This is a genomic window from Ruegeria sp. HKCCA4008, assembly GCF_013033125.1.
Taxonomy (GTDB): domain Bacteria; phylum Pseudomonadota; class Alphaproteobacteria; order Rhodobacterales; family Rhodobacteraceae; genus Ruegeria.
The window spans coordinates 515,828-535,653 of the sequence record NZ_WQDM01000002.1 but is presented as its reverse complement, the minus strand read 5'-3'; the positions used below and the strand labels follow the sequence as shown (position 1 = coordinate 535,653).

General features: G+C 58.8%; 19 protein-coding genes. 2 read left to right on the top strand and 17 right to left on the bottom strand.

All coding sequences use genetic code 11. The features are described 5' to 3' along the window. Positions 1-44 precede the first annotated feature (44 nt). The 8 genes from GOW60_RS06875 to purC form a co-directional block, all read right to left on the bottom strand. The gene (locus GOW60_RS06875) at positions 45-2,915 is read right to left on the bottom strand and encodes a ribonuclease E/G (protein WP_171228702.1); all 2,871 of its coding nucleotides are present in this window, start codon (positions 2,913-2,915) and stop codon (positions 45-47) included. 508 nt (positions 2,916-3,423) lie between these two features. Then, positions 3,424-4,758 carry a sigma-54 dependent transcriptional regulator gene (locus GOW60_RS06870; protein WP_050603452.1) on the bottom strand — a complete coding sequence of 445 codons (1,335 nt, stop codon included), beginning with the start codon at positions 4,756-4,758 and terminating at the stop codon, positions 3,424-3,426. 12 nt (positions 4,759-4,770) lie between these two features. Beyond that, positions 4,771-6,453, bottom strand: coding sequence for an ATP-binding protein (locus GOW60_RS06865; protein WP_371813335.1), 1,683 nt, complete (start codon positions 6,451-6,453; stop codon positions 4,771-4,773). A 132-nt stretch (positions 6,454-6,585) separates the two neighbouring features. Beyond that, entirely contained in the window at positions 6,586-7,254 is a 669-nt protein-coding gene (gene purQ, locus GOW60_RS06860; RefSeq protein WP_171116059.1) for a phosphoribosylformylglycinamidine synthase subunit PurQ, read from the bottom strand. A gap of 11 nt (positions 7,255-7,265) precedes the next feature. Then, a complete protein-coding gene (locus tag GOW60_RS06855) occupies positions 7,266-8,309 on the bottom strand; it encodes a zinc-dependent alcohol dehydrogenase family protein (protein WP_171228700.1) in 1,044 nt (347 codons plus the stop codon). A 4-nt stretch (positions 8,310-8,313) separates the two neighbouring features. Continuing rightward, the gene (gene purS / locus GOW60_RS06850; RefSeq protein ID WP_171228699.1) at positions 8,314-8,544 is read right to left on the bottom strand and encodes a phosphoribosylformylglycinamidine synthase subunit PurS; all 231 of its coding nucleotides are present in this window, start codon (positions 8,542-8,544) and stop codon (positions 8,314-8,316) included. A 115-nt stretch (positions 8,545-8,659) separates the two neighbouring features. Beyond that, positions 8,660-9,325: a MarC family protein gene (locus GOW60_RS06845; RefSeq protein ID WP_171228698.1), complete on the bottom strand. Its 666-nt coding sequence runs from the start codon at positions 9,323-9,325 to the stop codon at positions 8,660-8,662. Between the two features lie 139 nt (positions 9,326-9,464). Then, positions 9,465-10,220 (bottom strand): phosphoribosylaminoimidazolesuccinocarboxamide synthase, encoded by a 756-nt coding sequence (gene purC / locus GOW60_RS06840; protein WP_117869044.1) that lies wholly within the window; start codon positions 10,218-10,220, stop codon positions 9,465-9,467. A gap of 187 nt (positions 10,221-10,407) precedes the next feature. Between purC and GOW60_RS06835 the strand changes: the two genes are divergently transcribed. Continuing rightward, complete coding sequence (locus GOW60_RS06835; RefSeq protein ID WP_152457893.1) at positions 10,408-10,725, top strand: DUF1476 domain-containing protein; 318 nt, start codon at positions 10,408-10,410, stop codon at positions 10,723-10,725. Between the two features lie 121 nt (positions 10,726-10,846). After that, positions 10,847-11,860: a betaine--homocysteine S-methyltransferase gene (gene bmt, locus GOW60_RS06830; RefSeq protein ID WP_171228697.1), complete on the top strand. Its 1,014-nt coding sequence runs from the start codon at positions 10,847-10,849 to the stop codon at positions 11,858-11,860. A gap of 11 nt (positions 11,861-11,871) precedes the next feature. Here bmt and GOW60_RS06825 read toward each other — a convergent pair whose 3' ends face one another. The 9 genes from GOW60_RS06825 to GOW60_RS06785 all read right to left on the bottom strand — a co-directional run bounded on the left by GOW60_RS06825 (position 11,872) and on the right by GOW60_RS06785 (position 19,788). Further along, positions 11,872-12,648 (bottom strand): enoyl-CoA hydratase-related protein, encoded by a 777-nt coding sequence (locus GOW60_RS06825; RefSeq protein WP_171228696.1) that lies wholly within the window; start codon positions 12,646-12,648, stop codon positions 11,872-11,874. A gap of 75 nt (positions 12,649-12,723) precedes the next feature. Further along, a complete protein-coding gene (locus GOW60_RS06820; RefSeq protein ID WP_171116069.1) occupies positions 12,724-13,179 on the bottom strand; it encodes a cytochrome c-type biogenesis protein in 456 nt (151 codons plus the stop codon). Further along, positions 13,176-15,140 (bottom strand): heme lyase CcmF/NrfE family subunit, encoded by a 1,965-nt coding sequence (locus GOW60_RS06815; RefSeq protein ID WP_171228695.1) that lies wholly within the window; start codon positions 15,138-15,140, stop codon positions 13,176-13,178. Before GOW60_RS06815 ends, GOW60_RS06820 begins: the two co-directional genes overlap by 4 nt. A gap of 75 nt (positions 15,141-15,215) precedes the next feature. Then, a complete protein-coding gene (locus GOW60_RS06810; RefSeq protein ID WP_171228694.1) occupies positions 15,216-15,794 on the bottom strand; it encodes a holin family protein in 579 nt (192 codons plus the stop codon). Next, positions 15,785-16,396, bottom strand: coding sequence for a holin-associated N-acetylmuramidase (locus GOW60_RS06805; RefSeq protein WP_171228693.1), 612 nt, complete (start codon positions 16,394-16,396; stop codon positions 15,785-15,787). Before GOW60_RS06805 ends, GOW60_RS06810 begins: the two co-directional genes overlap by 10 nt. A 118-nt stretch (positions 16,397-16,514) precedes the next feature. Beyond that, the gene (ccmE, locus tag GOW60_RS06800; RefSeq protein ID WP_171116077.1) at positions 16,515-16,961 is read right to left on the bottom strand and encodes a cytochrome c maturation protein CcmE; all 447 of its coding nucleotides are present in this window, start codon (positions 16,959-16,961) and stop codon (positions 16,515-16,517) included. A 7-nt stretch (positions 16,962-16,968) separates the two neighbouring features. Then, positions 16,969-17,997 (bottom strand): N-acetyl-gamma-glutamyl-phosphate reductase, encoded by a 1,029-nt coding sequence (gene argC / locus GOW60_RS06795; RefSeq protein ID WP_171228692.1) that lies wholly within the window; start codon positions 17,995-17,997, stop codon positions 16,969-16,971. 94 nt (positions 17,998-18,091) lie between these two features. Further along, the gene (locus tag GOW60_RS06790; protein WP_171228691.1) at positions 18,092-18,901 is read right to left on the bottom strand and encodes a glutamate racemase; all 810 of its coding nucleotides are present in this window, start codon (positions 18,899-18,901) and stop codon (positions 18,092-18,094) included. Between the two features lie 8 nt (positions 18,902-18,909). Continuing rightward, positions 18,910-19,788 (bottom strand): lysophospholipid acyltransferase family protein, encoded by an 879-nt coding sequence (locus GOW60_RS06785; RefSeq protein WP_171228690.1) that lies wholly within the window; start codon positions 19,786-19,788, stop codon positions 18,910-18,912. Positions 19,789-19,826: the final 38 nt, after the last annotated feature.

Below are 19,826 nucleotides of genomic sequence, written 5' to 3'. Positions count from 1 at the left end.
GTTGCAGGTCAAAAAAAGGCGGGCCAATCAGCCCGCCTTTTTCATTAACTTCCCAGCGACCACCAACCGCGTCGTTTGGGCTTGGCGGGTACGGGTTCAGGCTCTTCCGCCACGCTTTCAAGTACCGGCTCGGGCGTTGCTTCCGCTGGCCCGGCTTCGGCAGGATCTTCGGTTTCTGCAACGTCAGCGGCTTCTAAGGCGTCCGCAGATTGCTTTTCCGCCTCATCCGCTCCTTCAACCGCTTGTGCCGCATCCACACCGTTTGCAGGTTGCTCTTCCGACGGAGGAGCGTCAGCCTGGGCTTCGGCTGGTTCAGCGGCCTCCTCAACCGGCTCTGCCGCTACCTCGGCGCTTTCGCCCGCGATGCTCTCGCCGGTTTCCTCGGCTGCCGGCTCTTCCGTTGCAGCGTCGGCCGTCGTGGAAGATCGCTCTTCAGGCTGATCCGCAACTTCTTCGGCAACCGCATCTTTCTTGCGACGGCGCGGGGCGCGTTTGCGCTTGGGCTTTGCCGGTTTTTCTTCCTCCGAAGCCTCAGCTTCAGCCGGCTCAGCACTTTCGACGTCAGGCGTATCGCTCTCTGCGTCTTCTTGTGCTGGCGCGTCACCCTCTTCCGCGGCCTGCTCCGGCGCATCGCCATTGCCCGAACCTTTCTTGCGACGACGACGACGGCGCTTGCGTTTGGGCTTTGCCTCTTCTTCGGTCTGAGCGATTTCCTCTTCGGTCTCTTCCGCGTCCGATGAATCGACAAGATCCATCAGCGACGCATCGACAGAAACAACAGGCGCCGTGGCCTCGGGAACAATCCGGCTGGCCGTCTTGAACTTCTCCATCGAGAAGTCCGGGCTGACTAAATGGATATCCCCTTCGATCCTCACTGAAAGCCCATAACGCGCCTCGATCTGCGCAATATGCTCTCGCTTCTGGTTCATCAGGAAGTTGGCGATGCTGACAGGGCAGCGCACCAGGACTTCGCGTGAACGGCGGCGGGTACCTTCTTCTTCGATCTGACGCAGGATCGACAAGGCCATGTTGTCGTCCGAGCGGATCAGACCGGTGCCGTGACAGGCCGGGCACGGCTGTGTCGTTGCCTCGATCATGCCGGGGCGCAGACGCTGACGGCTCATCTCCAGCAGACCAAAACCCGAAATACGACCAACCTGGATGCGGGCGCGGTCCGTTTTCAGTTTGTCTTTCAAACGCTTTTCGACAGCCGAGTTGTTCTTGCGCTCGTCCATGTCGATGAAGTCGATGACGATCAGACCGGCGAGATCGCGCAGGCGCAGCTGACGTGCAACCTCTTCAGCGGCCTCGAGGTTGGTCTTGAGTGCGGTTTCCTCGATCGAACCTTCCTTGGTGGCACGGCCCGAGTTCACGTCGATCGCCACCAGTGCTTCCGTCACGCCGATCACGATATAGCCACCGGATTTCAGCTGTACGGTAGGATTGAACATCCCGGCCAGATAGCTTTCCACCTGATAGCGCGCGAACAGAGGCAGCGCATCTTCGTACCGTTTGACGTTCTTGGCGTGCGACGGCATGATCATCTTCATGAAGTCCTTGGCGATGCGGTACCCGCCCTCGCCTTCGACCAAGACCTCGTCGATATCACGGTTGTAAAGATCTCGGATCGACCGTTTGATCAGATCGCCTTCTTCATAGATCTTTGCCGGCGCGATGGATTCCAGTGTCAGCGCCCGGATCTGCTCCCACAAACGCTGGAGGTACTCATAGTCGCGCTTGATCTCGGATTTGGTTCGCTTGGCTCCGGCGGTTCGAATGATCAAACCTGCCCCGGTCGGCACATCTATATCCGTTGCGATCTCTTTCAGCTTTTTCCTGTCCGCCGCGTTGGTAATCTTGCGGCTGATGCCACCACCACGTGCGGTATTGGGCATCAGAACACAATACCGTCCTGCCAGCGAAAGATAGGTGGTCAGCGCAGCACCCTTGTTTCCGCGCTCTTCCTTGACAACCTGCACCAGAAGGACCTGACGTACTTTGATGACTTCCTGTATCTTGTAGCGACGCGGGCGCGGTTTGCGCGGCGGACGAATGTCTTCGCTGTCATCATCATCAGCAACCGATTCAATCGATGCGTCTTTTGATGCAGCGTCTGTGCTTTTGGTTTCGTCAACGTCCTCATCAGGGTCTTGTTCATCATCCGCAGCTTCAACAGGTTCTTCTGCTTGCTCCGGCTCGGATTGGGCTTCATCCCCCTCCGTTTGAACGTCTTCAACGGCTTCCAGTGGCTCTTCGGCCTGATCCTCCGCGTCGTCACCCGACGCCTCAATGGCCTGTTCAGTGGCTTCCTCGGCAACGTCGTCTGACGCAGCCTCATCCGATGCGGTTTCGGTTGCTTCTTCAGTGGCCGGCGCGTCATCGTCAACCGGCTCCTCTACCGGAGTTTCAGCAACGACTTCCATCGGTGACGTTCCTTCCGGAACCTCAACATCTGCTTCTTCACCCTCGTCCAGATCGATGGTTTCCATGCCGGTTGGTTCGGTCGAAACCTCCATCGTTTCAACCGGATCATCCGATTTCACGTCAGCAGCCTTCGCGCGAGACCGGGTCCGCCGCTTCTTGGATTTGGCCTCCTCAGCCTCATCCCGCGCCTTCATGGCCTCGGCATAGGCGCGCTCTTCCTCCATCAACGCCTCACGGTCGGCGACGGGGATCTGGTAATAATCCGGGTGAATTTCAGAGAATGCCAGGAAGCCATGCCGGTTCCCGCCATAATCCACAAAGGCCGCCTGAAGCGACGGCTCAACCCGCGTTACTTTTGCAAGATAGATGTTGCCGGCAAGCTGGCGTTTGTTTTCGGATTCAAAATCGAACTCCTCGACCTTGTTTCCGTCAACCACCACGACGCGGGTTTCCTCCGCGTGGGTGGCATCGATAAGCATTTTCTTAGCCATTTGTCCTTGGTGCACCGCGCCAAACGCGTTGTCCTGACCTGTCCAGGCGGACAGGCGCTTTTGGGGAGGTGTCTTGTCAGGGCGATATCAGACGGCGCGCGGCAGGGTCTGGCGCTGTGGCCCCCTGCCCGTTCTCTCAATCGTTGCGCGCGCGTCATCGCGGTTCTTCTCCGACAGGCGCGTCTGAACGCAGCCTGCCCATTTATTCCTTTCGCCCAGAGATCCCGGGCTCAGGTACTCCACTGCCCCTTGAGGGGCATAATCGGTCTGCTGAACCGCGAGGTCTTGACCCTCACCAACGGATCAGCAGCGAAACTCAAAGATTCGGGACTTGCAGGCGTCAAAATCGCCCGGCCCGTTCCGACACAATAAAAGCAACCCTGTGGAAAAGACAATGGGCAAACTTCATTCCGTGCCCAAACCAGCGTCGCCGCCCCCTTCTTCTGGCCAAAAATATCCCGGGGGAGGCGCCATAGGCGACGGGGGCAGAGCCCCCAAATCGCATCGCTTACAAATAGTCCGAACGCTGAAGGCCGTATTTGGCCATCTTCTCGTTCAGCGTCCGGCGAGGAAGGCAAAGCTCGTCCATGACTGAGGCGATAGAGCCTTTGTGCCTGCGCATCGTATTATCAATCAGCATTCGTTCGAACGCTTCGACATATTCCTTCAGCGGCTTGCCCTCGGTGGTCATCACCGGCTGCATCTCTTCGTGATCGGACATCAACAAAGACGCGATGGTGCCCGAACCACGGCGCGATTGCAGCACCGCCCGTTCGGCAATATTGATCAACTGGCGCACATTGCCGGGCCAAGGGGCCTGCAACAGTTGCGCAGCTTCCTGCGCGCTCACCTGGGGGGCATCGCAACCGTATTCTTCGGCAAACTGCTCACTGAGACGGGTGAACAGGGTCAGGATATCTTCGCCCCGCTGCCGCAACGGCGGCATGGTGATGCGCAGCGCGGCCAGGCGATAGAACAGGTCCGGGCGCAGCACGTCTTCCGACGTCTTGCCCGCCTCCTGCAAGTTCGAGATGGCAACGATCCGGGTCTCCGCAGGTGTGCCCTGCTCGTTCATCACGCTCAGCAGCTTGGCCTGCAACGTATCGCTCAACGCTTCCACATCTTCCAGAACCAGCGTGCCGCCACGCGCCTCTTCGATGGCGGGCAGTTGCGCATCTTCGGGCATCATGGGGCCAAACAGACGCTTGGCCAGTGCGTCTTCTTCAAGCGCGGCGCAGGACACCAGAACAAACTTCTTGCCGGCACGGCTGCCAACGGCATGAAGCGCGTGAGCCACAAGCGTTTTCCCGGTACCGGTTTCACCGTCGATCAACACATGGCCGTCAGCCTGGCCCAGATCCAGAATATCCTCACGCAGCCGCTCCATGACCGGGCTGGCACCGATCAGCTTGTTCATGATCTGGGTGCCGCCGGACAGCTCGCGCCGCAAGGCGCGGTTGTCTAGAGTCAGACGGCGCGCATTGCTGGCGCGTTTGGCCAGTTCGGACATCCGATCGGGGTTGAACGGTTTTTCAAGGAAGTCGAACGCGCCAACGCGCATCGCTTCAACCGCCATCGGCACGTCGCCGTGCCCGGTGATCATGATCACCGGCAGGGTACTGTCGGCCCCCATCAGCTTTTTCAGAAGCTGAATGCCATCCATTCCGGGCATCTTGATGTCCGAGATCACGATTCCCGGATAATCCGGCCCCAGAACCTTGAGCGCGTCCTCGGCGCTGGCAAAGGTTTCCGTGTCATATCCGGACAAAGCAAGCCATTGGCTGATCGATTGGCGCATGTCCTGTTCGTCATCCACAATGGCGATTTTCATGGCCTGTGCCATAGTCATTCCTCGTTATTCCGCGGCCTCAAGGCCGTCGCTTCCCAGTGCTGGCAACTGCATTTCAAACACCGCGCCACCGTATTGGCCGTTGCGCGCAGTCAGCCGTCCCCCATGGTCGTTCACGATCCCCGATGAGATGGCAAGCCCCAAGCCCACCCCGTCTCCGGGCTGTTTGGTGGTATAGAACGGCTCGAACAGGTTCTCGATATCCTCGATCCCATGCCCGTTGTCGCGTACCGTCAGGACAGCCGTGTCACCCGCCGCCAGGATGATTTCCACATCCGGCTCTGCCACTGATTTGGTGGCGTCCAGCGCATTGCGCAAGAGGTTGACCATGACCTGCTCGACCCGCATCCGATCCCCCATCACCACCACCGGTTCTTCCGGCAGGATCTGGGTGATCTTCACATGGCGCTGACGCAACTGCGGTTCCATCATCGACAAAGCCGAGGCCAGCGCTTCGCCAAGATTTACAGGTGAAAACGCATCCGCCCCCTTGCGCGCGTAAGATTTGAGCTGCCGCGTAATCGCCCCCATCCGCTCGATCAGACCATCGATGCGACCGAAACTTGCCAGCGCTTCTTCCGGCCGGTTTCGACGCAACAGCAGACGGGCGCCGGCCAGATAGGTTTTCATTGCAGCCAGTGGTTGATTCAGCTCGTGACTGACCGCCGCTGACATCTCACCCAGAGCTGCAAGTTTCGAGCTTTGGGCAAGGGTCTGTTCGGCCAAATCCAACGTCTTTTCAACCCGTTCGCGTTCAGCGATTTCCCGCTGTAGCCTGGCGTTCAATGCGCGAAGCTCTGCCGACTCGCGCTGAAACAGGGTCATGCGCAAGGTCGCGCGTCTGCTCAGCGCGTAGAACGCCAGCGCCAGAAGAATCGCAAAGCCCATGATCTCGAGCGCCAGAACGCTGTTCACTTTCTCGCGGATCGAGGCATAGGTCGTGAATGAAGTCATTTGCCAGCCGCGGAACGGGATGCGCGTTTCCAGACGCATCACGGCCTCGCCTTGCAGGTAGGCGTCAGGTGGCAAAGCGGTCCAATCGGTCGTCGCGCGAATGGCCCGCTGGATCGCCCCTTGCGGCGGTTGACGCAGCAGGGCCGCCCCCTCATCCAGACCCCGCCAGCGCGGTTCGGTGGACAGAATGATGGTTCCGGTGCTGTCAGTGACCATCACCGCATCCGAAATGCCGGCCCATGCCTGTTCAAACTTTTGCAGATCAACTTCGACAACGATAACGCCCAGTATTTCCGCGCTGTTTTCAAGCCGGCGGGAATAGACAAAGCTGTATCCGCCGGACTCCTTGGGAATAACGGAAAAGATCGTCGCATTTGACCGGATCGCGTCCACAAAATACGGAATATTCCTGTGCGCCTCGCCCAGTCTGTTCCGATCCGTCGCCGCAACCGTTCGCCCGTCACCATCCAACAGCATCAACGACGCCGCACCGATTTCCTCCACGAACGAAATCAAACGCTGCGTCGACAACGAATAGTCCCTGGATTGCAGCGCCGAAATCAGTGTCGGATCCCGCGCCAGCAACTGGGGCACGATCGAGTTGCGGCGCAGTTCGCTCAGCAAATTGCCGGAATACAGCGCAAGGCGAAGCTCGGCCCGGTTGCGGGTGGATTCGGTGAACCTGTCGGTCAACAAGCGGTTGGTGATCCAAACCGTTGCGATTGTTGCCACCATCAATACAATAACAGCCAGCCGCAGCCGCCACCCCAACGGGGCGCCGCGAAACGGTTTCAGCAGCTTTGACCAGCCTGATCGCACGTCCGAGTTCATGATCAAACGTTACGCGCGGGCGCGCGTGACCTCAAGTCACGCCGCTTCAAACACACCTGACAATGCGCGGAACAGCGCCGCCCCGTCGGTGCCGCCATGCCCTTGATCGGCCGCGCGCTCGGGATGCGGCATCATACCCAGAACACGACGGTTTTCGGAAAGGATCCCCGCGATATCACCGACCGAGCCGTTTGGGTTCTCGGTATAGGTGAATGCGATCCTGTCCTGATCTCTCAACGCCGCCAGCGTTGCGTCATCCGCGAAATAGTTGCCGTCGTGATGCGCGATCGGAATACCGATCACGTCGCCTGCGTTATAGCCACCGGTAAAGACGCTGTCGCTGGTTTCAACTTTCAGGCCCACAGTCTTGCAGATGTATTTCAGCCCGGCATTGCGCAGCAGCGCCCCCGGCAGGATACCTGTTTCCGTCAGAACCTGAAATCCGTTGCAGATCCCGACCGCATAGCCGCCGCGTTCGGTGTGGTTGACCACGGCCTTGCAGATCGGCGACTGCGCGGCGATTGCACCGCACCGCAGATAGTCACCGTAAGAAAACCCGCCCGGAACGCCCACGATATCAACACCGTCCGGCAGCGCCGCATCCTTGTGCCAGACCATGTCGACCTGAAAACCGGCCTGCTCAAAGGCGACCGCGAGGTCTCGGTCACAGTTTGATCCGGGGAAAACGATTACGGCTGCGCGCATGGCGGGCCCTCCTACGAGACAAAATCGGTGACGACCGCAACGCCCGGAGGGGTTGGGTGGTCAAAGGCGGCAAGCTCGGCGCTCACCTGGTTGAGAGATATTTTTCGCGTGACCAACGGGCTCAGGTCAATTCCACCGCCCGCGATCAGCGACAACAAAGACGGATAGCGCCAGCTTGGCATTCCGCGTGTGCCAAAGACAGAAAGCTGGCCAGAGTAAAGCACATCCATCGGCAACGCCATCTGGGTGTGATCTCCAGCAGGCATCCCGATCTGCACCATGCGCCCCATTTTGCGCAGGGAACGCATCGCGGAAACGGTCGTTGCTTCGACGCCAAGCGCCTCGATCGCAACATGGGCGCCGCCACCAGTGATATCCTTCACCGCCTGCGGCGCGTCGCAGGTTGCCGCATTGACCACCACATCTGCGCCCAGAGCCTTGGCATAGTTCAGTTTGTCATCCGTGATATCGACAATTACCACACGTGCGCCAAGCGCCTTGCCCAGCAGCAAAGTGGAAATCCCGACACCGCCACCGCCGAAGACGGCAATCCATTCACCGCCCTGAACCTGTGCCCGACCAACCAATGCCTGCCACGCTGTCGTCACGCGGCAACCCAACGCGGCCGCGATGTCCGGCGCGATACTGTCCGGCAAGGATGTCAGGTTCGCGTCGGCATGGGCCACCGCGACATATTCCGCAAAAGCGCCGTCACAGGTGAACCCCGGCACAACCTGATCCGCGCAGATCGTCTGATGACCCTGCGCACAATCCGGACACCGGCCACAGGCCAGAATGAAAGGAGCAATCACCCGATCCCCGACACGCCACCGGGTGACGCGCGCGCCGACGGAAACCACCTCGCCGCAATACTCGTGCCCTGGGGTCATGGGCAGGATGACGTCCGGGTCCGAACCAGACCACGCGTGCCAGTCAGACCGGCACACGCCGCAGGCCAGCACCCGCACGACCACGCCGTCTTCCGCAGGTGCGGGATCCGGGATCGTCGTTACCTCAAGCGGCTGACGGTAGGTGATCAGACGCGCGGCCCGCATTCCATCAGACCAGTTCGATCTCGTAGCGTTCGATAACCGTGTTGGCCAAAAGCTTTTCGCACATCTCGGTCACATCTGCTTCGGTCGCGCCGTCGGCCAGTTCAAGGTCGATCACCTTGCCCTGACGCACACCTTCGACCTGATCAAAGCCCATTGCGCCCAATGCGTGCCGAACCGCTTCGCCCTGCGGGTCCAGCACCCCGTTCTTGAGCATCACATTAACCCGTGCTTTCATTTTGGCAACTCCACCTGCGGGCCGCAATCCGAGGCCCATTTCGTTGCGCGGGGGATAGCGCGCCAAATGGCTTTCGACAACCCTGTTTGCAAAGCAGTTTGCCGCAGCAATCCAACTATCCGCCTTCTTTGGCCAATCCCGGATAATGCGCGTCAATCGCATGGAACGTGCCAGTCAGAACCATCTCGACCGCGACGGCGACCAGCAGGATGGCCATGATCCGGGTCAGGACGTTGATCATTGTCTCACCCAACAGGCGCGAGATCTGATCTGCGAACAACAATCCCAGCCCCACGATCACGCAGGCAATCAGGATCGCCGAACCCAGCGTCACGATTTCGGCGCCGTTCGACAGTTGGTGCGAAAAAACGATCGTGATGGCAATCGTGCCCGGCCCTATGGTCAAAGGTATCGCCAGCGGTACGACCGCAAAATTCAGTTTCCGCTCGTGCCCGTCGTCCATCGCGGCCTGATCGCCCGGCGGCCGGTCCTCGGCCTTCAACATCGACATCCCGATTCCGAAAATGATGATCCCTCCGGCAATCCGGAAAGCCGGCACATCAATGCCAAAAACCCCAAGCACCTCTTCCCCGATCACGACAGCGGTCAGCGCAATGACGGTAACCGAGATCATGACAACAACCGCAACGTGCCGCCGCTCTGCCGCAGTGCAGTTCTTGGTCATGCTCAGAAAAATGGGGATGTTGTAAAGCGGATTGAAGATTGCAAGCACGGCGGCCAGAAACTTCAGAAATACTGTCTGATCAAACAGTTCCGCCATTTGACACCCATCCTGAAACTTTTGTGCCTGCCCGAGGCAAACATGCTGGGGAAACGAGAAACTGTCAATTTCAACCGCGAACGAAAAAGCGCCGCAAACACGGTTGCGGCGCTTTGGCAAACTTGTGGTCCGGCCGTTCCTAGTTGATCAGCGTCGGCTTGGTGACATTGTTGCTGGGCAGGACACCCAGTCGGCGTGCAACTTCGGAATAGGCGTCGGTCAAACTGCCCAAATCACGGCGGAACACGTCCTTGTCCAGTTTCTGACCGGTTTCGATATCCCACAGGCGGCAGCTGTCGGGGCTGATTTCGTCAGCAACGATCAGGCGCTGATAATCGCCTTCAAACACGCGGCCGATCTCGATCTTGAAGTCGACCAGACGAATGCCCACCGCCAACATCACACCGCTCATGAAATCGTTCACGCGCAAGGCAAGGCTGAGGATATCGTCCATGTCCTGCTGGCTGGCCCAGCCGAACGCGGCGATGTGTTCTTCGGTGACCAGCGGATCACCCAGCGAATCGTCCTTGTAGCAGTACTCGACGATTGGGCGCGGCAGTTGCGTGCCCTCTGCAATGCCCAGCCGCTTGGACATCGATCCGGCAGCATAGTTGCGCACAATCACTTCCAGCGGAACGATTTCGCAGTTGCGAACCAGCTGTTCACGCATGTTCAGGCGGCGAATGAAGTGGTTCGGAATGCCGATCTGGGTCAGGCCGGTCATGAAGAATTCCGACAGGCGGTTGTTGAGCACACCCTTGCCGTCGATCACGTCCTTCTTTTCCGCGTTGAAGGCGGTGGCGTCATCCTTGAAATACTGGACAATCGTGCCCGGTTCGGGGCCTTCGTACAGAATCTTGGCCTTGCCTTCATAGATTTTCTTGCGACGCGCCATAAGCGACCTTTCCACTCTGCACAGAGGGATTGAGTCCCCTCACGTTGGCGTCCTCATAGTCCAAGCACCCTTTTCCCGCAAGTTCATGTACCCGAGAGGCTTTGACGCAGCGCAAATCCCTTGCGCATGGGACGTCGTATAGTCATATCATCAGGAAAGAAGACATAACCCAAGAGGTCCTTGCCCTATGACGACGTTCGACGAACGCGAAAACGCCTTTGAAGCCAAGTTTGCCCATGATGAAGAGATGCAGTTCAAGGCACAAGCCCGCTGCAACAAGCTTTTGGGTCTGTGGGCTGCTGAAAAACTGGGTAAATCCGGTGCCGACGCCGAAGAATATGCAAAAACGGTCGTGATTTCCGACTTCGAGGAAGCCGGGCACGAAGATGTTGTTCGCAAGGTTTCCGGCGATCTGGGCAACCTGTCCTCGGACGAGGAAATCCGCGCGAAAATGGCCGAGCTTCTGCCCGAAGCCAAGGCGCAGGTCCTGAGCGAGACCAACTGAGCCTAGGGCGTCCGACTCATGATCTTCATGAGTTTTATGAATTTGATTTGACGCCTTGGTCATGAGACACGGGGCGTCTCTTTTTTTAACGGCGTTTTGCGCCTTTTCCTGGAACAACCCTATGACAAACGCGCTGAGCAAGCTTCTGGAATCCAATGACGCCATTCTGGCCGATGGTGCCACGGGAACGAATCTGTTCAACATGGGCCTGCAATCTGGTGACGCTCCCGAGCTCTGGAACGTGGATGCCCCGGACAAGATCCGGGCTCTGTATCAGGGGTCGGTTGATGCAGGCAGCGACCTGTTCCTGACCAACACATTCGGCGGCACAGCGGCACGGCTGAAACTGCATGACGCGCACAACCGCGTGGGCGAGCTGAACCGCATCGGCGCCGAGCTGGGACGTGAAATCGCCGACAAGGCAGGACGATCTGTCGTCGTTGCAGGATCGGTCGGCCCGACTGGTGAAATCATGGAGCCGGTCGGCAGTCTGTCGCACGCGGAAGCCGTGGAAATGTTCCACGAACAGGCGGAAGCGCTGAAAGAAGGTGGGGTGGATGTTCTGTGGGTGGAAACCATCAGCGCCCCAGAAGAGTTTCGCGCCGCCGCCGAAGCCTTTGCCCTGACTGACATGCCCTGGTGCGGCACAATGAGCTTTGACACGGCCGGACGCACGATGATGGGTGTCACCTCTGCCGATCTGGCCCAGCTGGTCGAAACTCTGCCGAATCCTCCCATCGCTTTCGGTGCCAATTGCGGCACCGGCGCATCCGACATTCTGCGCACGGTGCTTGGCTTTGCAGCGCAAGGGACTGAGCGCCCGCTGATTTCGAAGGGCAATGCAGGAATTCCGAAATACGTGGATGGTCACATCCATTATGACGGTACGCCCGAACTGATGGGGCAGTATGCCGCCATGGCGCGGGATGCCGGCGCGACCATCATTGGCGGGTGCTGCGGAACCATGCCCGACCACCTGCGCAAGATGCGTGAGGCGCTGGATACCACGCCTCGCGGTGAACGCCCGACGCTCGATCAGATCGCTGATGCGCTGGGTCCGTTCACATCCGCCTCGGACGGGACGGATGACGATGCGGCACCGGAACGCCGCACACGCCGCCGCCGCCGCGCATGATGTCAGCCTGATCAGCGCCCTTCGAATTTCGGAGGGCGTTTTTCCATGAAGGCCACGACACCTTCGGCAAAGTCCCTCGAACGGCCGCATTCGCCTTGCAGGTGCGCCTCGGTCGCAAGCTGCTGTTGCAGAGTGTTTTCATACGTTCCCCGAATGGCTTGCTTGATCGCGCCATAGGCGGCCGTGGGGCCTTTTGCCAGATACTCTGCCCTTTTGCGCCAATGATCGGCGAAAGCGTCATCCGGCACGGCTTCCCAGATCATGCCCCATTCATCCGCCTGCTTTGCCGTGATCTTTTCGGCAAACAAGGCCGCGCCCATTGCTTTGGCCAACCCCATCTGACGGGGCAAGAACCATGTTCCCCCGGCATCAGGCAGTAGACCGATACGGGCAAATGCCTGTAGGAAATAGGCGCTTTCGGTGGCAATCACCACATCGGCACAAAGGGCAAGGTTCGCGCCTGCCCCGGCCGCCGGTCCGTTCACTGCGGCAATCGTGGGCACCGGGCAATTGTGGATCGTCTCCAGCATCGGTTCATATTCATCGCGCAGCGACCGTTCCAGATCGATCTTGCCGGTTGAAGACGCATCGCCCAGATCCTGCCCGGAACAAAACGCAGGGCCCGAACCGGTGATGACGACACAGCGCGCCTTGATCGCTGCATCTTTCATGGCGTGCGTAATTTCTGCCCGCATCTGGGTGGTCAGCGCGTTCATCTTGTCCGGCCTGTTCAGCGTCAGAACTGCCAGACCGTCTGCAATCTCCAGAGCAACCGTTTCGTAATTCATGAAAACCCTCCCGTCGCGCCATGTGTTTTTGCACACTTACTGGCCCGGACGGGACGGGAAAAGCAGAACCACGCGTCAGTCTTCAAGAATTTGACGCAGACGTTCTTTTTCGTCCTCGCTCAACGCGGCAGAGTCCACCGAAGCACGGGCCTTGGCCCGGGTACGGAGAAAGTTCAACCCAACCGCGGCAGCGATCAACAGCATGATTGGCCCGGCCAGCCACAAAAACAGGTTCGAGCCGCTGGCAGTCGGTTTCAGAAGTACGTATTCGCCATACCGATCAACGATAAACGCGATCGCCTGTTCGTCCGTATCCCCAGCCACCAACCGTTCCCGCAACAACACGCGCAGATCGCGCGCGAGATCCGCGTTGCTTTCGTCGATGCTCTCATTGCGGCACACAAGGCAACGCAGTCCGGCGCTGAGATCCCGCGCCCGTTGTTCCAGTACCGGATCATCCAGAACCTCGTCAGGCTGCACCGCAAAGACGGGTGTTGCGAGCATCATCAGAATCAGAACAAGGCGTTTCATTCCGCAGGTACTCCGCCGACCGGGGTTTTTCTTGCGCCTGCGGCCACGCGGAATCGCCTGTCACACAGGCTCAGGACACCGCCAAGCGCCATCAGGATACAGCCGCCCCAGATCCAGTTTGCAAGCGGCTTGATATAGGTTCGCATCACCCAGCCGCCATCTGCCTGTTGATCTCCGATCACGACGTAAAGGTCGCCGAGGAAACGATAATCGATCGCCGCTTCGGTCGTGGGCATCCGCGCAACGGGGTAGTCCCGTTTTTCCGGGTGCAATGTCCCGATCGGGCGGCCATTCTTTTCAACCAGAACATCCGCCGTGGTCGAAAAATAGTTCGGCCCCTCGACCCGACGTACATCTTGCAGCGTCAGCGTGAACTGTCCCACTTCGAAAGGTTGGTTGGGTTGGGCGACGCGAATATCCTCGTCCTCCCATGCAGTCAGGCCTGCAATGGCAAAGATGGTGACACCCAGCCCGGTATGAGCAACGGCTTTACCCCAATCCGCCCCCGGCAGGCGGAACAAGCGTTTCAGGCTGCCATTGCGCCCCGTACGGCTCCACAGATCAACGATGGCACCAAACGTTATCCACGCCCCAAGGAACAGACCCACCGGCCCCAAAGCGCTGCGGCCGGTCTGCATCGCCCAAACCAGCAGGGCAATCGCCAGGGCCAGACCAAAGGCATAGCGCAACGACCACGCCGTTTTTCCGATCCGCCCCCGTTTCCACGGCAACATGGCCCCGATGGGAAGGATCAATCCCAGCAAAACCATGAATGGAGAGAATGCAGCGTTGAAAAACGGCGCCCCGACCGAGAGTTTGCGATCAAACATCATCTCGGCCACCATCGGCCACATGGTACCGACAAAGACCACGAAGCAGCTGACCGCCAGCAGGACGTTGTTTACGACCAGCGCGCTTTCGCGGCTGACCATGCCGAAGACACCCTTGGCCTCCATCGCCTGCGCCCGCGCGGCAAACAAAGTCAGCGCCCCGCCGATGAAAACCACCAGAATGAACAGGATGAACACCCCGCGTTCCGGGTCATTGGCAAAGGCGTGAACCGAGGTCAGCAGCCCCGAACGAACGATGAATGTTCCGATCAGCGAAAACCCGAAGGCAATGATTGCCAGCAGGATGGTCCAGCTTTTCAGCGCCTCGCGCTTTTCAACAACGATTGCCGAATGCAGCAGCGCTGCCGCCAGGAGCCACGGCATGAAAGAGGCGTTCTCAACCGGATCCCAGAACCAGAAACCGCCCCAGCCCAGCTCGTAATAGGCCCACCAGGACCCCAAAGCGATGCCGATTGTCAAAAATACCCAGGCGGCCAGCGTCCATGGGCGAACCCAGCGCCCCCATGCCGCATCGATACGCCCTTCGATCAGCGCGGCGATGGCAAAACTGAACGCCATGCTCAGCCCCACATAGCCGAGATACAGAAATGGCGGATGGAAGGCCAAACCGGGATCCTGCAACAGCGGGTTCAGATCCCGCCCGTCAAACGGCGCAATTGCCAGCCGGTCAAACGGGTTCGAGGTAAACAGAATGAAAGCAAAAAATGCCACGGCAATGGCAGATTGAACCGCAAGCACACGCGCCTTCAGGCTTGGGGGCAACCCGCCCCCAAAGAACGCCGCCATCGCTCCGAACAGCGTGACAATCAGCACCCAGAGCAGCATCGATCCTTCGTGGTTTCCCCACGTCCCGCTGATCTTGTAGATCATCGGCTTGGCCGAATGACTGTTTTCGACCACGATCCGCAGCGAAAAGTCCGACACGATGAAAGCCCAGATCAGCGCACCGAAGGAAAACGCAGTCAGCAGAAACTGGACGATGGCAGCAGGCTCGGCAAAAGCCATCCAGCCGGTCCAGTTTTTTGACGCACCGATCAGAGGCACCACGCTTTGCACGATGGCGACGAAAAAGGCGAGGATGAGGGCGAAGTGGCCAAGCTCTGTAATCATGCCCCGGAATATACTGCGAGGCCGAACCGGGGGCCATTACCTTTCGCATGATCCGGGGGCACATAGTGTCGCGGGTCAAAGCCCCCGAAGCTTGCGCCAATCGGTCAATGCTGGATTCGCATCAGGACGCAAGGCGTTCTGTATCAGGTTGGCATCGGGGCCGGGGTCGGCGACGCCCGGGCTGTCGCTGCGCATGGCCCGCACCGTTTCTATGTTCCCCATGACCGTCGGCAACCGCTGCATGGCTGCGCCTATATCGCGCTGAAAATCCTGCATTTTGCTCTGATGGCGCGCGCCAAAATAGAAAGAGACGATCACGCCCAGCAACCACCAAAGAGGTTCCGGCACCAGCGCAATGCCCTGCATGCGTTCAGCGAACCAAAGCGGATCCACCATCGCGGCAACAAACAATCCCAGCGTTCCAAGCGCCAAAGCCGGGCGCGGCAACCGGTTCACGCCATCCATGACGCGGTCGAACAGGCCTTTTTGAGGAACCGCGAACTCTCGGCCGAACTGCGTCATTGCCTGACTTTGCAACTCGGTCGCGCGCTCGGCACGGGACTCGGCGTTTTCCCGGTATATTTCAACCGTCTCACGCACAGCGTTGCGACCGCCCCCGAACAACAGCGCCAATACCCCCGAGATCAACCCCATGCCGCAACCCTTTCCTTGAATTCACTTTCCGTCAGACGGTAGCGTGGCGACAGAAACTCTTCGGCCCGTTTGATCCAGCCTCCTTTGCCACCGGATCGGGTGCGCGCGTATTTTCTGGATGCCGGTCGTTTGTCGGCCAGCCGAAAGTAATAGTTCCGCCGCGCCACGCCATACGCATCGCGCAACGCGTTGGGATCCGGTTGGGCCGCGTCTTCGCACGCCTGCGCCGTTAGCGCGCCGATCACGCCATCTGCCATCACGTCAAACCCCATATCACGCAAAAGCCGTTGCAGGATTATTACTGCTTGCGCACCGGCATTGACATACATGTCAAAAACAGAGGCATGCAGAACATCCGGCAACAGCGCGATACGTGGCTTTTCAAAGTAGTGCTGAACAAAGATGTCGACTGCCTCGCGCTGAGTAAGCGCCCGGACATCCGCCACGTCAACCAGCCCATCCCCGGTCAGGTCCAGTCCAAGCCTGCGCATCGTATGGATCGTGACACCGAACTTGGTTGCCCCGCCCGGATCGTCCGGGTCATTCACATACCCGCCTTCCCGGCGCACAATTTCACTGGCAATCTGCCGAACCGTTTGCATAGCGCCCTCATTTCGTTGAATGGCGCTGACGATCCCGAAAAAGAATTAACAAGCCTGAACGACCAAGGGCGCTGCCCGCATCCCGCGCGCAACGCCCTCAACACGAATATCGGTCAGGTCAGCTTTCTTCAGCCTCTTTGTACACGCCCTGCTCTTTCAACGCGTCCACGACTTCCTTCGGCATATAGGTTTCGTCATGTTTGGCAAGAATTTCAGTGGCTTCGAATACACCGTTCACGTAACGTCCGGTGCCGACCATGCCCTGATTTTCCGAAAACAGATCAGGCAGAACCCCGGTGAAAGAAACCTTGACGCTTTCGCCGCCGTCGGTGACGACAAAATGTACGGTTTCGCCCTGCCCACGGATGATCGAACCTTCTTCGACCAGGCCGCCGATCCGAAAGACCTCGGTCGGTTTGGGCGGTTCGGCAATCACCTGGCTTGGCGAGCGGAAAAAGTTGATCCCGTCGCGCATGGCATAGCCAATCAACGCCGTCGATGCCACCAAGGCAACGACAGCTACCAGAATGACTTGTACTCGGCGACGTTTCTTGAGCGTTTTCATACCGTCCTCACGGGAATAACGGTGCCATCATCAGGCCCCGGGTTTCAATCTCACCTAACATCAGATTGGCGTTCTGCAAGGCTTGGCCACTGCTACCTTTTGTCAGGTTATCCAGCGCCGCGATCACGATCGCACGCCGTTCGATCCGATCTGCCACAACCCCGATATGACAGAAGTTGGACCCGCGCACGTGGTGGGTCGACGGTGTCTCGCCCATCGGCAGCATCTGAATGAAAGGCTCATCCGCATAAGCCTTTGCGAGCGTTTCATAGATGCTATTCGGGTCACCTTTCACGTAGGTGGTGGCCAGAATACCCCGGTTTGCAGGGATCAGGTGCGGAGTGAACTGCACATGAACCGTACGACCGGCCAGCTTGGAAAACTCCTGATCGAACTCGCCCAGATGCCTGTGGATGCCGCCGACGGCATAGGCGTTGGTGCCCTCGCTCAGTTCGGCGTGCAGCAGGTTTTCCTTCAGCGACCGCCCTGCCCCGGATACAGCACATTTCAGATCCAGCACGATATCGTCCAGATCAATCACCCCGGCAGAAACAAGCGGCCGCAGAACGTATTGACCGGTTGCCGCGTTGCACCCTGTGCCCGCCACCAGCCGCGCGCCCTGGATTTCGTCGCGATAGAACTCGGTCAGGCCATAAACGGCCTCTTCCTGCTGCTCGAGAGCGGTATGCGGGTTTCCGTACCACTTTTCATATTCATCCGGATCAGTCAGCCGGAAGTCAGCAGACAGATCGATGATCTTCAGATCCTTGGGCAGCGCGCTGATCACTTCCTGGCTGGTCTTGTGCGGAAGGGCACAAAAACACAGATCGATCCGGGAAAAATCGATCTCGGAAATCTTGCAAAGATCCGGCAGGTTCATGTGACGCAGATGCGGGAAAACCTGCGCCATGGTCATCCCCGCCTTGCGTTCGGCGGCCAGCGCGACGATTTCCATGTTGGGGTGTTCGGCGATCAGCCGCACCAGTTCCGCACCGGTATAGCCCGAAGCGCCCAGAATTGCGATTTTATGGGTCATGTCAGACCTCTTCTCAACGTGTGTCACATGTTACGACCGCCGATGCGACGGTCTTGAATTAATGAAAGCAGAGCGGCCGCGTCCTTGACCGAAGTCAGGCGGCCTCGAATGTGATTTGTCGTCGGAGGAACTGTGTCGCCCGATCGCTCACCACATTGGGTTTCCCCGTCGTCAGGAACCCTCCCGGGCCGCTACCCAGCATGTTGGGGTGGCGATGCAGATAATCCGCAAGGCTTTCCGCAACCAGCGCCCCCTGGCTGTAGACCTGCACATCAGGTCCCAATGCCGCCTGAAACACGTCAGCCATAAGCGGGTAATGCGTGCAGCCCAGTATGGCCGCCTGCGGTTCAGGCATCTTGCGCTTGAGGGCTTCCACATGGCTGCGCACCAGCGCCTCGGCCAGGATCATGTCACCGTCTTCAATGGCATCCACGACGCCACCACATGCCTGCGCCTCGACATCCACGCCAATTGCCCGGAACGCCAGCTCGCGCTGAAAGGCCCGGCTGGATACAGTGGTGGGCGTGGCGAACAAGGCGACATGCTTGACCGCCACTTCGCGAGGTGGGGAATTGTCGCCCCACTGCCGTTCGGTCAGGGCCTCGATCAAGGGAACAAAGACACCAAGCACACGTTTGCCTTCGGGCACGCCCTCTTCCTGCATCCGGCGCAGCGCCGCCGCGCTGGCGGTGTTGCAGGCCAGAATCACCAAGTTGCAGCCGCGATCCCAAAGGTCCTGCACGGCCTTTCGGGTCAGCTGATAGATGTCCTCGGCATCGCGCACACCGTATGGGGCATGCGCGCTGTCCGCGTAATACAGGAAATCAACGTCAGGCAGACGTGTCTGCGCGGCGCTCAGGACGGTAAGACCGCCCAATCCGGAATCAAAGATACCTACTGCCATTAGCCCCTTCAGGCGCGATGCCGTTCCTCAAATTCATAGCCATAGTCATAAGACTTCAGCGGTGTCGGAGACAGCTCATACGTCGCTTTGCGCAGGAAATCCATCATCTTGCGCGTATCCTTACCCAACGGGTTCAGAACGTCGCGCCCGATAGGTTCTCCGATCACCACTTTCACTGGGGTATCGACGCGTTTTTTGAATTCTTTGATCAACAGGCCCATGCGTAGCGTGTTGTGCAAATGGCTGGCGATCTGGAACAGCCGCGACGTGTGCCCATCAAAGAAAACCGGCACCACGGTGGCATTGGATTTTGCCACCATCCGCGCAGTAAAGCCACGCCAACCCGGATCCATCGGATGTGCAAACGGTTTGACGCCAGTGCTGACCGTGCCTCCGGGGAAAATGCCAATCGCCCCACCCTCGCCCAGATAGTTGAGAGCCGTTTTGCGCGTCTCCAAATTCAGCTTCATCGCTTCTTTGGTTTCATCAAACGAAATGGGCAAAATGATACGGTTCAGGTCTTCAGCCTTGCGGAACACCCGATGGGCCAGAATACGGAAATCACCGCGTGTCTCAGACAGGATATGCCCCATCATCAGGCCATCCAGAATGCCATAGGGATGATTGGCAATCAGGATCAGGGGGCCATCCGTCGGAATGTTTGCAAGCGATCCTCCCACAACATCCAATGTCAGGCCATAGCGTTCGACCATCACGGCCCAAAAGTCGCGCCCGTTGGCAACGTCTTTCTCGTATCCATCTGCGCGTTTGATCAGGCGCATACGGCCCGTGGTATTCTCCATAAGCTTAATAACCATTCGCCCGCCTTTGGTTTCGGCGGAATGGGCATAAGAGATGTCACGAACAGCATGACGACGAGAAGGCATTTGGGTCTCCGGTTTGTTGCTTGCAAAATAAGTGCAAG

Bases quoted from the DNA above. Each gene is read 5' to 3' on its own strand.
- GOW60_RS06875 (WP_171228702.1), bottom strand. From the start codon at position 2,915: ATGGCTAAGAAAATGCTTATCGATGCCACCCACGCGGAGGAAACCCGC.
- GOW60_RS06870 (WP_050603452.1), bottom strand. From the start codon at position 4,758: ATGGCACAGGCCATGAAAATCGCCATTGTGGATGACGAACAGGACATG.
- GOW60_RS06865 (WP_371813335.1), bottom strand. From the start codon at position 6,453: ATGGTGGCAACAATCGCAACGGTTTGGATCACCAACCGCTTGTTGACC.
- purQ (WP_171116059.1), bottom strand. From the start codon at position 7,254: ATGCGCGCAGCCGTAATCGTTTTCCCCGGATCAAACTGTGACCGAGAC.
- GOW60_RS06855 (WP_171228700.1), bottom strand. From the start codon at position 8,309: ATGCGGGCCGCGCGTCTGATCACCTACCGTCAGCCGCTTGAGGTAACG.
- purS (WP_171228699.1), bottom strand. From the start codon at position 8,544: ATGAAAGCACGGGTTAATGTGATGCTCAAGAACGGGGTGCTGGACCCG.
- GOW60_RS06845 (WP_171228698.1), bottom strand. From the start codon at position 9,325: ATGGCGGAACTGTTTGATCAGACAGTATTTCTGAAGTTTCTGGCCGCC.
- purC (WP_117869044.1), bottom strand. From the start codon at position 10,220: ATGGCGCGTCGCAAGAAAATCTATGAAGGCAAGGCCAAGATTCTGTAC.
- GOW60_RS06835 (WP_152457893.1), top strand. From the start codon at position 10,408: ATGACGACGTTCGACGAACGCGAAAACGCCTTTGAAGCCAAGTTTGCC.
- bmt (WP_171228697.1), top strand. From the start codon at position 10,847: ATGACAAACGCGCTGAGCAAGCTTCTGGAATCCAATGACGCCATTCTG.
- GOW60_RS06825 (WP_171228696.1), bottom strand. From the start codon at position 12,648: ATGAATTACGAAACGGTTGCTCTGGAGATTGCAGACGGTCTGGCAGTT.
- GOW60_RS06820 (WP_171116069.1), bottom strand. From the start codon at position 13,179: ATGAAACGCCTTGTTCTGATTCTGATGATGCTCGCAACACCCGTCTTT.
- GOW60_RS06815 (WP_171228695.1), bottom strand. From the start codon at position 15,140: ATGATTACAGAGCTTGGCCACTTCGCCCTCATCCTCGCCTTTTTCGTC.
- GOW60_RS06810 (WP_171228694.1), bottom strand. From the start codon at position 15,794: ATGGGGTTGATCTCGGGGGTATTGGCGCTGTTGTTCGGGGGCGGTCGC.
- GOW60_RS06805 (WP_171228693.1), bottom strand. From the start codon at position 16,396: ATGCAAACGGTTCGGCAGATTGCCAGTGAAATTGTGCGCCGGGAAGGC.
- ccmE (WP_171116077.1), bottom strand. From the start codon at position 16,961: ATGAAAACGCTCAAGAAACGTCGCCGAGTACAAGTCATTCTGGTAGCT.
- argC (WP_171228692.1), bottom strand. From the start codon at position 17,997: ATGACCCATAAAATCGCAATTCTGGGCGCTTCGGGCTATACCGGTGCG.
- GOW60_RS06790 (WP_171228691.1), bottom strand. From the start codon at position 18,901: ATGGCAGTAGGTATCTTTGATTCCGGATTGGGCGGTCTTACCGTCCTG.
- GOW60_RS06785 (WP_171228690.1), bottom strand. From the start codon at position 19,788: ATGCCTTCTCGTCGTCATGCTGTTCGTGACATCTCTTATGCCCATTCC.